12 protein-coding genes are annotated in these 12,322 nt (G+C 63.9%); 5 read left to right on the top strand and 7 right to left on the bottom strand.

Annotation, left to right across the window (positions count from 1 at the left end; all coding sequences use genetic code 11):
• Positions 1-16: 16 nt before the first annotated feature.
• The 4 genes from IB241_RS25355 to IB241_RS25340 all read right to left on the bottom strand — a co-directional run bounded on the left by IB241_RS25355 (position 17) and on the right by IB241_RS25340 (position 3,568).
• Positions 17-835, bottom strand: coding sequence for a sugar phosphate isomerase/epimerase family protein (locus tag IB241_RS25355; RefSeq protein ID WP_192300919.1), 819 nt, complete (start codon positions 833-835; stop codon positions 17-19).
• A gap of 1 nt (position 836) precedes the next feature.
• Positions 837-2,036: an NAD(P)/FAD-dependent oxidoreductase gene (locus IB241_RS25350; protein WP_192300918.1), complete on the bottom strand. Its 1,200-nt coding sequence runs from the start codon at positions 2,034-2,036 to the stop codon at positions 837-839.
• A gap of 2 nt (positions 2,037-2,038) precedes the next feature.
• Positions 2,039-2,359, bottom strand: a complete 321-nt coding sequence (locus tag IB241_RS25345; RefSeq protein WP_017735293.1) for a MocE family 2Fe-2S type ferredoxin — start codon at positions 2,357-2,359, stop codon at positions 2,039-2,041.
• Between the two features lie 75 nt (positions 2,360-2,434).
• Positions 2,435-3,568, bottom strand: coding sequence for a fatty acid desaturase family protein (locus IB241_RS25340; RefSeq protein ID WP_225595723.1), 1,134 nt, complete (start codon positions 3,566-3,568; stop codon positions 2,435-2,437).
• A gap of 161 nt (positions 3,569-3,729) precedes the next feature.
• On the opposite strand from IB241_RS25340, the gene IB241_RS25335 reads away from it, so the two are divergent.
• Complete coding sequence (locus IB241_RS25335) at positions 3,730-4,779, top strand: LacI family DNA-binding transcriptional regulator (protein WP_192300917.1); 1,050 nt, start codon at positions 3,730-3,732, stop codon at positions 4,777-4,779.
• Positions 4,780-4,803: 24 nt separating this feature from the next.
• Here IB241_RS25335 and IB241_RS25330 read toward each other — a convergent pair whose 3' ends face one another.
• The gene (locus tag IB241_RS25330; protein ID WP_192300916.1) at positions 4,804-6,765 is read right to left on the bottom strand and encodes a sigma-54 interaction domain-containing protein; all 1,962 of its coding nucleotides are present in this window, start codon (positions 6,763-6,765) and stop codon (positions 4,804-4,806) included.
• Positions 6,766-6,951: 186 nt separating this feature from the next.
• Between IB241_RS25330 and IB241_RS25325 the strand changes: the two genes are divergently transcribed.
• The 3 genes from IB241_RS25325 to IB241_RS25315 are packed head-to-tail and all read left to right on the top strand — an operon-like array spanning position 6,952 to position 9,678.
• Entirely contained in the window at positions 6,952-7,956 is a 1,005-nt protein-coding gene (locus tag IB241_RS25325) for a Gfo/Idh/MocA family oxidoreductase (protein ID WP_192300915.1), read from the top strand.
• On the top strand, positions 7,953-8,732 hold the full coding sequence (locus IB241_RS25320; RefSeq protein ID WP_192300914.1) for a TIM barrel protein: 780 nt from the start codon (positions 7,953-7,955) through the stop codon (positions 8,730-8,732). The genes IB241_RS25325 and IB241_RS25320 overlap by 4 nt, the downstream gene beginning before the upstream one ends.
• Positions 8,733-8,751: 19 nt before the next feature.
• Complete coding sequence (locus IB241_RS25315) at positions 8,752-9,678, top strand: sugar ABC transporter substrate-binding protein (RefSeq protein ID WP_192300913.1); 927 nt, start codon at positions 8,752-8,754, stop codon at positions 9,676-9,678.
• Positions 9,679-9,834: 156 nt separating this feature from the next.
• Here the strand turns inward: IB241_RS25315 and yghU are convergent, their stop codons facing one another.
• Positions 9,835-10,668, bottom strand: coding sequence for a glutathione-dependent disulfide-bond oxidoreductase (gene yghU, locus IB241_RS25310; protein ID WP_192300912.1), 834 nt, complete (start codon positions 10,666-10,668; stop codon positions 9,835-9,837).
• Between the two features lie 132 nt (positions 10,669-10,800).
• Here yghU and IB241_RS25305 point away from each other — a divergent pair, with 132 nt between their 5' ends.
• Entirely contained in the window at positions 10,801-11,397 is a 597-nt protein-coding gene (locus IB241_RS25305) for a glutathione S-transferase family protein (RefSeq protein ID WP_192300911.1), read from the top strand.
• A gap of 152 nt (positions 11,398-11,549) precedes the next feature.
• Here the strand turns inward: IB241_RS25305 and IB241_RS25300 are convergent, their stop codons facing one another.
• Entirely contained in the window at positions 11,550-12,317 is a 768-nt protein-coding gene (locus IB241_RS25300; protein WP_192300910.1) for an SDR family NAD(P)-dependent oxidoreductase, read from the bottom strand.
• Positions 12,318-12,322: the final 5 nt, after the last annotated feature.

The raw sequence follows: 12,322 nt of genomic DNA, 5'->3' as shown, positions 1-12,322 counted from the left end.
CGCGCAGATTAGCAGATCATTTCTGACAGTTGCGCCACACCTCGCGGATCAACGCTTGCAGCTTCAAGGCCTCGCTCCAGCGATCACTGATCTCGCGACCGTCTGCGCCGGTGATGGCATACGGCGGCGGGCCCAGCTCGCAGGTGAAGGACAGGCTGTGCGGCGTGTCGGGCCGCGCCAGCCAGTCTTCGATCCCGTAGCGCCACCACTCGGTGAAGCGCTGCACCCAGGGTTGGTGCTGGGGAAAGTCCAGCGAAACCTGCACCTGTTCACTGCTCGCCACACGCCCATGAAACCCCCAACTATGGCGCAGGATCGTGCGGATCTGTTCATCGTCTTCCACGGCACCCGGCTCCGGCAGTTCGCGCCCGACCACGTAGTGGGACAGGTCGGCCAGCAGCTGCAAATCCGGCATTTGCGCGAGCAGATCGAGGGTGAAGTGCAGGTCGTTGGTCAGCCGATAACGGTGGGTTTCCAGCAGCACCGGAAAGTCCACCTGCTCGGCCAGGCGCTGCCAGCCTTCGACCAAGCGTGCCGCCTCGGACTGCGTACGCGGGCGCACGTCGGCCTGCAAAGTGAGATGGTGACAGCCGTAGCGGCTGATCACATCCAGTGCAGCGGCCAGGTCATCCACCGATTGCGGGAACAGTTGGCCCTCGATCTGCAAGCCCCTGGCCGAGGCGGCGGCGTGCAGGCGGGCGACATCGGCGGGCTTGCAGTAGTGGTCGGTGATGCCGTCGAAACCCGCAGCTTTGATGCGGTCCAGTTGCACGTCCAGAGGGCCGGGCTCGGTTTGCATCGCCCACAGGGATTGGAATACCAGGAATTGGCGCATCTCAGCCTCGCAGCAACTGTTTGAGGGACACTTCGGGGTCGGCCAGGCTGGCCGTGTCGAGCGCGATATGCGCGCCGATCAGGCGTTCGCAGAGCTTGATGTCCTTGGCCGCGCCGTTGCCGGGCGCCCAACCGCAAGCGCCTTGCATGCGGGACTCGGCGTCCAGGTAGAACAGCAACAGCGCGCCGCCGGGCAATGGCCGAGTGACCACAGTCGGCGTCATCACGCCCACGGTGAGCAAGCCCCAATCGTACTGGTCGGACCAGAAACCGGGCAGCGCATCGAAGGGCAACTGGCGCCCGAGCAGGTTCAACGCCGCATGCCGGCCCTGGGCTTCGGCGTTGCGCCAGGTTTCCTGGCGCTGGTACAGGCCGTCGAGGCGGAACTCACATACATCGCCCGCCGCATAGATATGCGCCGCGCTGGTGCGCAACTGCGCATCGACACGAATACCCTGCCCCACTTCCAGCCCGGCCGCCGCCGCGAGTTCGATGTTCGGCTGCATGCCGATGCCCACCACCACCAGGTCGCACGGCAACAACTGCCCATCGACCAACTGCACGGCATCGGCCTGGATCGATTCCAGTGCCACGTTCAAGCGCACATCCACCCCGTGCTGGCGATGCAACGCCAACAGCGCCGCCGAGATCACCGGCGGTAATACCCGCCCGGCCAGGCGCGGCCCGGCTTCCAGCAGCGTCACCTCGCAGCCCAGGCCACGGGCGGTCGCCGCCACTTCCAGGCCGATAAACCCGCCACCGACCACCACCAGCCGTGTGCCGGGCCGCAGCGCGCCGCGCAAGGCCAAGGCTTCATCGTGGGTGCGCAGGTACAACACGTTGGCCTGGGCCTGGGGCAAACGCCGCGCCCGGCCGCCAGTGGCCAGCAACAGGCCGGCGTAAGCCAGCCACTGGCCGTCGGCGAGTTGCAGGCGCTGTTGCTCGGGCTGCAAATGAGTCACCGGGTTGGCGGCGATATGTTCGATGTTCAACGCGGCCAAGCGCTCGCGGTCGCACAGGCTGTAGCCGGCCAGGTCCACGCAGCCTTGCAGCAACCCCTTGGACAGCGGCGGCCGTTCGTAGGGCAGGTGCGGTTCATCGCCGATCAGGATCAGGCGTCCGGTGTAGCCTTCTTCGCGCAGGGTCAGCGCCGCACGGCCGCCGGCATGGCCGGCGCCGACGATAATCAAGGGCGCGTTCATCGTCACACCGTGACGGCGAGCAACACCCGCCCCGCTTCGACCCGTACCGGGTAGGTCTTGAGGTTGACGCACACCGGCGCGCCCATGGCTTTGCCGGTACGGTAATCAAAGCGTCCGTTGTGCTTGGGGCATTCGATCACGTGGTCCATCACCAGGCCGTCGGCGAGGTGGATTTTCTCGTGGGTGCACAGGCCGGCCGTGGCAAAAAATTCATTCTCGGCCGAGCGATACACCGCATAAGTGTGTGCGCCATGGTCGAAGCGCAGCACGTCTTCTTCGTCAATTTCGCCCACGGCGCAGACGTCGATCCATTGATCGTTCATGGTAGTTCCTCGTGGTGAACGAGCTTGTTGTAGTGAGCGCGCTTGCTCGCGCAGGGCTGCGAAGCGGCCCGAGGATCAGCTATCGGGATTTGTCTGGAAAAACGCGGGGGCGTCATTGGGGCTGCTTCGCAGCCCAGCGCGAGCAAGCTCGCTCACTACAACAGGCGCGCCGGGAATCGGGCGTTGGATGAAGTAGGTGGGGTCGCTGCGTTGCTTCCAGATCGTCGGCAGGATTTCCTTGTAGGCCTCGAAGAGGTTGGCGTACGGCGGCGGGCAGTCACCGCGGATCTCTGCGTGCAGTTGCTCGAGGGCGTGGTACGGCACCATCGGGTACATGTGGTGTTCGAGGTGGTAGTTCATGTCCATGTAGATAAAGCGCAGCACAGGGTTCATGTAGATGGTGCGGCAATTGCTGCGGTGGTCGAGGACGTCTTCGGCGAGGCCCACGTGCTGGGTCAGGCCGAACAGGTAGCCGAGCCAGGCACCGTAGATGCTCGGCAAACCGATCAGCATCAGCGGCAACCAGCTGTGCAGGTACAGCGCGGTGCCGATGACCACGGCGTAGATCGCCAGCCAGACACGGGCGGCGCGGAATACCTTGGGCCACTCGGACTCAGGAATGAAGTCGGCCTCCTGGGCACTCATCTTGCCGGCGGCGTGACGCGCCACGCCGCTGAAGGTTTTCCAGGCCAGGGGCAGGTTGAACAGGCTCAGGCACATCATCAGAAAGCTCGGCGGGCGCGGCTCGACGATCTCCGGGTCGCGGCCGACGACGATGGTGTCGGTGTGGTGCCGCGCATGGCTCCAGCGCCACACGTGGGGCTCGAAGATGCACATGAAGCTGGCGACCTGATAGAGCACGTCGTTCATCCAGCGGGTCTTGAACGCGGTGCCGTGGCCGGTCTCGTGCCAACGCGGGTTGGACGCCGTGCCGTAGAGCACGCCATACACCATGAAGAACGGCACGCAGGCCCAGGAGCCCCAGAACCAGTAGCCGCCAAAGCCGCTGGCAAACAGCGCGACGAACCACAGGGCGGTGTCGCGCAAGGCCGGGCCGTCGCGGCGTTGCATCAGTTCTTTCATGCGTTTACGGGAAATCGGTGATTGATACCAGCTGGCCGAGACCAGGCCTTTTTCAGCGGCGCGGGCGGCTTCGGGGCCAGTGAGGCTGTAGTCGCGCCGGGCGGTGTGAGCGGTGTGTTCAGGCATTGTTATTGTTCTCCGCAAGCGTGGGGTTCAGGTGCCTTGCCAAACCCACGATAGAGAAGCGCTAAATCGCCCTCAAGGCCTTGAATCCATTCCCTATCAAGCTATCATCCAGGCCCAGCGGGGCTTGATAGTTTTCTATCAAGACGCATCAAGGGCTTGCCATGAACAACCATAAACGCCCAACCATTGCCACCGTGGCCGCTCAGGCGGGCCTCAGCGTGGCCACCGTCGACCGGGTCTTGAATGCGCGTGCGCCGGTCAATCCCGATACCGCCGAGCAGGTGTTCCAGGCGGCCGAAGCCGTGGGCTATTTCGCCGCGCGGCTGATCGGCCAGCGCATTCGCGAACGGCGGCCGACCTACCGTTTCGGTATCCTGCTGCTGGCCACCGCCCAGGCGTTCTACGCCACCCTGGCGCAGTCGATTGCCGAGGCGGCGCAGCAACACGCCGGGGCCAACCTGACCTGCCAGTTCGAGTACATCGTCGAGCGCACACCGAGCGTGATCGCTGCGCAGATCGAACAACTCGCGGTGCAGTGCGACGGCCTCGCCGTGGTCAGCTTCGCCCATCCACTGATCAATGCCACGTTGGCGCAGATCCGCGCCGCCGGCGTGCCGGTGGTGGCGCTGCTGTCGGACATCCACGAACAAGCCCTTGAGCCTTACGTGGGCCAGGACAACCACGTGGTCGGCCGCACCATGGGCTGGTTGCTCGCACGCACCTGCGGCGCACGCAAAGGCAGCGTCGGGATCTTGCTCGGCGGCCACCGTTTCCTCGGCCACCAGGCCCGCGTCGAAGGCCTGCACAGCTACCTTGCCGAACACGCGCCGGGGCTCAAGCCGTTGGAGCCGTTGATCAACCTGGACAACTGCGACATCACCGAAGAGGCCACCCTCGACCTGATCACCCGCCATACCGACCTGCGCGGCCTGTGCGTGGTGGGCGGCGGTGGCGACGGCATCATCAGCGCCCTCGCGCAACTGCCCAAGCGCCCGGCGCTGTGCTGCATCTTGCAGGAGTCCACCGAGCTGTCGCGCCAGGCGTTGAGGCAGGGGTTGATCGATGTGGCGATGGACTCGCAACCAAAGCTGACGGCCACGGCGCTGGTGCAATTGATGGTGGAGTTGCAGACCGCCGAGGCGTTCGATCCGGTGCGGCATCGGGTGCACATACCGCCGCAGATTGTCACTTCGGAAAACATCTGCGCCTGACACACAGTTTGATCGGTGCGAGGCTCAATGATTGCGAAAATCCGCGGCATTCAGGCCGAACCGGCTCATCTTGTTGTACAGCCCGCCCCGCGACACATTGAGCTGCCGCGCCGCCAGGCGGATGTTGCCGCCGGTGCTCTGCAGCGCGGCGACGATGGCGTGCATCTCGAAGCTGCTCAGTTGCTGGGCAGGTGGCGGCTCGGGCAATCGCATAGGCGTGCGCGGGCGCGTGTCCAGGGGCAAATCAATCGGTTGGATCAACTCGCCCATGGCCAGGTTGGTCGCGCGCTCGATGCTGTTTTCCAGCTCCCGCACATTGCCCGGCCAGCTGTAGGCCGTGAGCAACGCCAGCGCATCCGGCGCAAACCCCTGCACCGATTTACGCAATGAGCGAGCGCAGCGCATAAGGAAATGCCGTGCCAGCAAGGGAATGTCTTCGCGGCGCATGCGCAACGGCGGCACGGTCAGGTTCAACACGTTGAGGCGGTAGTAAAGGTCTTCGCGAAATGCGCCTTCGGCCACCGCCTGGCTGAGGTTGCGGTGGGTCGCGGCGATGATGCGCACGTCCACCTGCCGCGAATTTTTCGCGCCGACACGGGTGACTTCGCCCTCCTGTAATACCCGCAACAGGCTGACCTGGGCATCGAAGGACATGTCGCCAATCTCATCCAGAAAAATCGTGCCGCCATCCGCCAACTCGAACTTGCCCGCTGAACCGCCCCTCGTCGCGCCGGTGAATGCCCCTTCGACATGCCCGAACAGTTCGCTTTGCACCAGGTCACGAGGGATCGCGCCGCAGTTGACCGCTACGAATGGGCCATTGTGGCGCTCGCTCGCGTTGTGGATCGCCTGGGCGAACAGCTCCTTGCCGGTGCCGCTTTCACCGAGGATCAGGGTGGTGGCGTCACTGCGACTGGCGATGCGCCCCAGGTGCAGCGCGTCCTGGATCGCCCGCGAGCTGCCCTGGATGGTGTCGAAGGTGTAGCGGGCCTGGGTGCTGATGATGCGCCGGGTGATTTCGCGGATACGCCGGTTCTCGCGCAGCGACACGATCACCCCGCCCTGCTCCAGCGGGCACACCGAGACCAGGCAGGCGAGCTGGCTGCGGTCGTGCAGGTGGAAGGTGCAGTCGAGGTCGCGCACCGGCTCACCCAGGGAGTCGCTCAACTCACTGCGGCCCAGGTGCTGGAACGGGCGGCCGATCAGCTCCAGGCCGACCCCGAACAATTGCCGGGCATAACGGTTGAGCGCCTTGATGCAGCCGCGTTCATCCAGCACCACCAGGCCTTCGTTGAGCACTTCGAGGACGGTTTGCTGTTCTTCCAGCAGCGCTTGCAGGGCCATCTGCCGCGACACGGCTTCGGCCGCCGCTTGCACGGTGCCCAGGGTGTGGAAGTGAAACCAGCCGGGCTCGGCGGTGAGGGTCAGCATGGCCAGGGTTGTGCCCTGGGCATTCTTGATCGGCGCGGCAGCGCAGTGCATGCGCCGCTCGCGCAGGCCGCTGGCGAAATTTTCCTCGGCCAGCACATACACCAGACGATCCTCGGCCAGGGCCAGGCCGGTGCAGTTGGTGCCTTGCACCGACTCCAGCAGGCGACTGCCCACCGGGGTGATATCCAACCCGCAGAAATACAGGGTGGTGCCGTCGGCGTCGGTGAGGTTGATGTGCCCACGCGGGTTGTAGGCCAACAGGCCGTGCATGACTTGCGCGGCGGCGGTGATCAGCACGCGGTGGGCAGCCAATGTGGCGGCCAGGGCGTCGGCGCCGACAAAACGATAGCTGGCGTCCGCCGGGTCGATCCCCGCCGCGACGCTGCGCCGCCACGAATCCCAGATCACCTGCCGTACCGCCGCCGGGCGTTTGCCTTCGCCACCCTGGCAAGCGCGCCACGCCTGCTCCAGCGCCGCGACGGGGCCATCGTTCAGCGCGGCGGGCCCCAGGGCGGTGAGGTAATCGAGGTCTTGCACGCTGAACGTCATGCTCATAGGGAGGGGTCCGTGTTCATAATTTCGACATGTCAGTATAGGCATGTCATTTAAATCAACACATTTTGTTTATTCGCAATATTTAATCGTTATTTATCAAATACTTATAAACTGGCACAGGCTTTGCTCTTACCTCCTTGCCGATCAGGACCGTCCTGAGGCCAACAATAAAAAAGGGGTAATTGCATGACTACACAGAACATCCGCCTGGGCTTGATCGGTGCCGGCCGCATGGGCAGCTTCCACGGCCTGACCGCCGCACGGCACATCCCCGGCGCCAGCCTGGTGGCGATTGCCGATCCGACGCCGGGCCAAGCCGCCCGCCTCGCCGCCGAGCTGGGCGTGGCCAAGGTCTACACAGACCCGCAACAACTGCTCGACGACCCGGACATCGACGGCGTACTCATCGCCGCCCCCGCCCACAGCCACGCCGAACTGGTGATCAGCGCCGCCCGCGCCGGCAAGGGAATCTTCTGCGAAAAACCCATGGCCATCACCCTCGATGAAGCCGACCGCGCCATCGCCGCCGCGGCCGATGCCCGTGTGCCGTTGCAGGTTGGCTTCAACCGGCGCTTCGCCAAGAGTTTTCGCACCGCCCACCTCGATGTCGTCGCCGGCCGTATCGGCACCCCGCAGCTGCTGCGCTCGCTGACCCGCGACCCGGCGCTGAACAACCCGGCGGCCTCGCCGCAGTGGGTGATCTTCCTCGAAACCCTGATCCACGACTTCGACACCCTGCGCTACCTCAACCCTGGCGCCGAAGCCGTGCAAGTGCACGTGATGGCCGACGCGTTGATCGCGCCTGAGTACAAGAGCAAAGGCTTTCTTGACACCGCCGTGGTCACGATCCGCTTCGACAACGGTGCGATTGCCACCGCCGAAGCCAACTTCCAAGCCGTGTATGGCTACGACGTGCGCGGCGAAGTGTTCGGCAGCGCGGGCATGCTGACCATGGGCGGCGTCAACGAGTCCGACCTGGTGCGTTACCTGGCCCAGGGTATCCAGGCCGATACCCAGCGCCTGGACACCGACCTGCTGCGCGACGCCTATATTGCCGAGCTCAACCACTTCGCTGATTGCCTGCGCAGCGGCGCCAAACCCCTGGCCAGCGGTGAAGATGCCCGCGCCGCCCTGGCGATTGCGCGGGCGTGCATCGAGTCGTTCCAGCAAGGCCAGGCGGTGGCGGTATGAGCCCGTTCAAACTGGCGATCAGTGCCGAGATGGTGTTTCTCGAACTGCCCTTCATCGAGCGCGTAAAGCGCATCCATGCACTGGGTTTCAGTGCCGAGATCTGGAACTGGACCGACAAGGACATCAGCGCCCTGGCCGCCACCGGCGCCGACTTCACCTCGATGACCGGCTACATCAGCGGCACCCTCACCGACCCCGACGGCATCCGCCGATTGCTCGACAGCGCCCGCGAATCCCTTGGCGTTGCCGAACGTTTGAAGTGCCCGAGCCTGAACCTGCACGGTACCGGCCTGGGTGACGGCGGCCTGCCCGTGCAGCCGGTCAGCCACACCAGCGGGCGCATGTGGTTGAGCGCCTGCAAGACCCTGGAAAAAATCGCCCGCCTGGGCGAAGACGCCGGCCGCGTGTTTCTGCTGGAAAACCTCAACACCGCGGTCGACCACCCCGGCACGCCGTTCGCCCGCGCCGAGGACACCCTGGCGCTGATCGAGGCGGTGGGCAGCCCGCACCTGAAGCTGAACCTGGACCTGTATCACGCGCAGATCGGCGAAGGAAACCTGATCGAACTGATCCAGCGCGCCGGCAGCGCGATCGGCGAAATCCAGGTCGCCGACGTACCGGGGCGCAAGGAGCCCGGCACGGGTGAAATCCACTACCCTGCGATTGCCAGGGCCTTGCATGCCATGGGCTACCGCGGCGTGGTCGGCCTCGAAGGCTGGGCCAGCGGCGACAGCGAGCTGGCCCTGGAGCGATTCCGCCAAGCGTTCACCCTATAACAATAAAAGGAACACCCCTATGAACCGCTACTCGTTGATTGTTGCCTCGCTGTTGCTGCTGGTCAGCCCCTGGTCATTCGCCGATTACCGCATCGGCGTGAGCATTGCCCGGGTCGACGACAATTTCATGACCTACGTGCGCAACGGCCTGGAAACGGCCGCCAGGCAACAGGGCGTGCAGATCCAGTTCGAAGACGCCCAGGGTGATGTGGTGCGCCAGCTCAATCAGGTCGAAGGCTTCCTGAACCAGAACGTCGACGCAGTGATTGTGCTGCCGGTGGACACCTCCGCCACCGCCAACATGACCCGCGCCGCCGTGGCCGCCCACAAGCCGCTGGTGTACGTCAACCGCCACCCGGATGAGCGCAGCCTGCCCAAGGGCGTGGTCACCGTGGCCTCCAACGACATCGAGGCCGGGCAGTTGCAGATGCGCTTTCTCGCCGAGAAACTGGGCGGCAAGGGCAATGTGGCGATCATCATGGGCGACCTCGCCCAGAACGCGACCCACGACCGCACCGAAGGCGCCAGGCAGGTGCTCAAGGACTATCCCGGGATCAAGGTGGTGGAGCAGCAGAGCGCCGAATGGCAACGCAACAAGGGCATGGACCTGACCAGCAACTGGCTGCTGGCGGGGACGCAGTTCGATGCGATTGTTGCCAACAACGACGAAATGGCGATCGGCGCCGGGATGGCGTTGCAGCAGGCGGGGAAAGCCAAGGGCGAAGTGGCGATTGTGGGGATCGATGGCTTGCCGGATGGCTTGGCGGCGGTGAAGCGTGGGTTGCTGGCGGCGTCAGTGTTCCAGGACCCAAAAGCCCAGGCAGCCAAAGCCGTGGAGTCGGCGATCAGGATGATCAAGGGTGAAGCGATTGAGTCAGAGGTGTGGGTGCCGTTTGAGCTGATCAAGCCCGAACAGGTCGCGATCTACGAGCAACGCTACCAATAGACTGATGTGTGCAGATCCAACTGTGGGAGCGGGCTTGTGTGGGAGCGGGCTTGCTCGCGAAGACGGCGTGCCAGTCAGCGGATTTGTCGACTGATACACCGCATTCGCGAGCAAGCCCGCTCCCACACAAGCCCGCGCCCACCTTTTACAACTGCGTTAATCAAGATCGCTGGCGTCATGGCGCTCGGCCAGTTGCTCGTGCGGCTCACCGGAAACCCGGTTCACCCTACGCCCACGCTGCACCGCCGGCCGTGCATCAATCGCATCGGCCCAGCGTTGCACATGCTTGTATTCATGCACCGACAAAAACTCCGCCGCACCGTACAAACGGCCTTTGACCAAACCACCGTACCAAGGCCAGATCGCAATATCGGCGATGGTGTATTCATCTCCGGCAATGTACTCGCTGACTGCCAGGCGCTGGTCCAGCACGTCGAGTTGACGCTTGGTTTCCATGGCGAAGCGGTTGATCGCGTATTCCATCTTGCTCGGCGCATACGCATAAAAATGCCCGAAACCACCGCCCAGGTACGGCGCGCTGCCCATCTGCCAGAACAACCACGACAGGCACTCCGCCCGGGCCGCCGGTTCAGTGGGGAAGAACGCACCGAACTTCTCGGCCAGGTATTGCAGGATCGCGCCAGACTCGAACACGCGAATCGGCGTGGCGCCGCTGCGGTCCTGCAAGGCCGGGATCTTGGAGTTCGGGTTGAGGCCGACAAACCCGCTGCCGAACTGGTCGCCGTCACCGATCTTGATCAGCCAGGCGTCGTATTCCGCACCGCTGTGCCCCAGGGCTAGCAGCTCTTCGAGCAGGATCGTGACCTTCTGCCCGTTGGGCGTGGCCAGGGAATACAACTGCAACGGGTGTTTGCCCACCGGCAGTTGTTTCTCATGGGTAGCACCGGCGATGGGCCGGTTGATGCTGGCGAAGGTGCCGCCGTTTTCGGTGTCCCAGGTCCATACTTTCGGGGGTACGTAGTCGGTCATGCTGACTGCTCCATAGGCGTTTACGATCAACGAATTCGTAGGCCATCTTACCCATTGACGTCAGATATTGCGCAGGCCTATCACCTGCCCTTACTCTCTTGGGCCAATGACGTAGTGAGCAATGGAGGCTTCATGAAATTGATCGGCATGCTGGACTCGCCGTACGTACGCCGCGTGGCCATTTCCCTGGAGCTGTATGGGGTGGCATTCGAGCATCAATCGCTGTCGGTGTTCAGCACCTTCAACGAATTCTCCCAGATCAACCCGGTGGTCAAGGCCCCTACCTTGGTGCTGGACGATGGCACGGTGTTGATGGATTCCAGCCTGATCCTGGATTACCTGGAAAACCTGGCCCCGGCCGACAAAAAGCTGCTGCCCCTGGCCCCAAAGGCACGCGCCCATGACTTGCAAGTGCTGGGCCTGGCGCTGGCCGCCTGCGAGAAGAGCGTGCAGATCGTCTATGAACACAACCTGCGCCCCGCCGAGAAGTTGCACGCGCCATGGCTGGAGCGGGTCACGGGGCAATTGCTCGCGGCGTATTCGTTGCTGGACAAGCACGTGGCCGACAGTGACGTGCTGAACCAGGCCAGCCTTACGGCTGCGGTGGCGTGGTCGTTCAGCCAGTACACCGTGGCGTCGGTGGTCGATGCCCAGGCATTCCCCAACCTGAAACGCCTGGCCGAGCGACTGGAGCAACACCCTGCCTTCAAGAAATACCCCATCGAATAAACACCCCCTATCCACCTGTAGGAGTGAGTTTGTGTGGGAGCGGGCTTGCTCGCGAAGGGGGAGTGTCAGTTACTGGATTTACCGACTGGTACACCGCCTTCGCGAGCAAGCCCGCTCCCACATGAGTGCTTTGTTGACTGGAAGATTGAGGATCAGACCCACCCACCATCCACGATAAAGTTCTGCGCCGAACACATCGCCGAGGCATCCGAGGCCAGAAACAACGCCATGTCGGCGATATGTTCCGGCAACACACTGCCCGGCAGGCACTGGCTGCGGCTGATCAATTCCTTCGCCGCGTCGTCGACCCACATCGCCAGTTGTTTCTCGGTCATCACCCAACCCGGCACCAAGGTGTTCACGCGGATCCGGCTCGGCCCCAGCTCTCGCGCCAACGCACGGGTCATGCCGTGGGCGGCAGCCTTGCTGGCGGCGTACACGGGGTAGCCGGCCGAGGCCATCATCCAGCCGACCGAACCGAGGTTGATGATCGCCCCGCCGCCCGCGCCTTTCATCATCGGCACTACGGCCTTGGCGGCGAAGAAGGCGTGCTTGAGGTTCACCGAGATGAGCCGGTCGAAAGTGTCCGAGTCGACCTCTTCCAGGGTGTGACGCACGTCATTGGCGGCATTGTTCACCAGCACGGTGATCGGCCCCAGGGAGTGTTCGAAACGCGCGATGGCGGCCTTGTAGGCGATCTCGTCAGTGATGTCGCACTGCACGAATTCCACCGTATGCCCCCGTGAGCTCAACAACGCCGCCAGGCGTTCGCCCTGGCTTTGGGCGCGGTCCACAAAGCCGACCTTGGCACCCTGGGCGGCAAACGCGCGCACCATGAATTCACCAATGCCCGAGGCGCCGCCGGAAATCAGCACGGTCTTGCCTTCTAGGTCGGGGTAAACGGCGTGTGTGGTGGTCATAAAAT

This window comes from Pseudomonas sp. PDM05 (assembly GCF_014851685.1).
GTDB lineage: Bacteria > Pseudomonadota > Gammaproteobacteria > Pseudomonadales > Pseudomonadaceae > Aquipseudomonas.
The sequence above is the reverse complement of the archived record's forward strand: the minus strand, read 5'-3'. Positions and strand labels throughout refer to the sequence as shown.

What these genes read in the sequence shown, in the direction of transcription:
- IB241_RS25355 (WP_192300919.1), bottom strand. Translation starts at nt 835, where the DNA reads ATGCGCCAATTCCTGGTATTCCAATCCCTGTGGGCGATGCAAACCGAG.
- IB241_RS25350 (WP_192300918.1), bottom strand. Translation starts at nt 2,036, where the DNA reads ATGAACGCGCCCTTGATTATCGTCGGCGCCGGCCATGCCGGCGGCCGT.
- IB241_RS25345 (WP_017735293.1), bottom strand. Translation starts at nt 2,359, where the DNA reads ATGAACGATCAATGGATCGACGTCTGCGCCGTGGGCGAAATTGACGAA.
- IB241_RS25340 (WP_225595723.1), bottom strand. Translation starts at nt 3,568, where the DNA reads ATGCCTGAACACACCGCTCACACCGCCCGGCGCGACTACAGCCTCACT.
- IB241_RS25335 (WP_192300917.1), top strand. Translation starts at nt 3,730, where the DNA reads ATGAACAACCATAAACGCCCAACCATTGCCACCGTGGCCGCTCAGGCG.
- IB241_RS25330 (WP_192300916.1), bottom strand. Translation starts at nt 6,765, where the DNA reads ATGAGCATGACGTTCAGCGTGCAAGACCTCGATTACCTCACCGCCCTG.
- IB241_RS25325 (WP_192300915.1), top strand. Translation starts at nt 6,952, where the DNA reads ATGACTACACAGAACATCCGCCTGGGCTTGATCGGTGCCGGCCGCATG.
- IB241_RS25320 (WP_192300914.1), top strand. Translation starts at nt 7,953, where the DNA reads ATGAGCCCGTTCAAACTGGCGATCAGTGCCGAGATGGTGTTTCTCGAA.
- IB241_RS25315 (WP_192300913.1), top strand. Translation starts at nt 8,752, where the DNA reads ATGAACCGCTACTCGTTGATTGTTGCCTCGCTGTTGCTGCTGGTCAGC.
- yghU (WP_192300912.1), bottom strand. Translation starts at nt 10,668, where the DNA reads ATGACCGACTACGTACCCCCGAAAGTATGGACCTGGGACACCGAAAAC.
- IB241_RS25305 (WP_192300911.1), top strand. Translation starts at nt 10,801, where the DNA reads ATGAAATTGATCGGCATGCTGGACTCGCCGTACGTACGCCGCGTGGCC.
- IB241_RS25300 (WP_192300910.1), bottom strand. Translation starts at nt 12,317, where the DNA reads ATGACCACCACACACGCCGTTTACCCCGACCTAGAAGGCAAGACCGTG.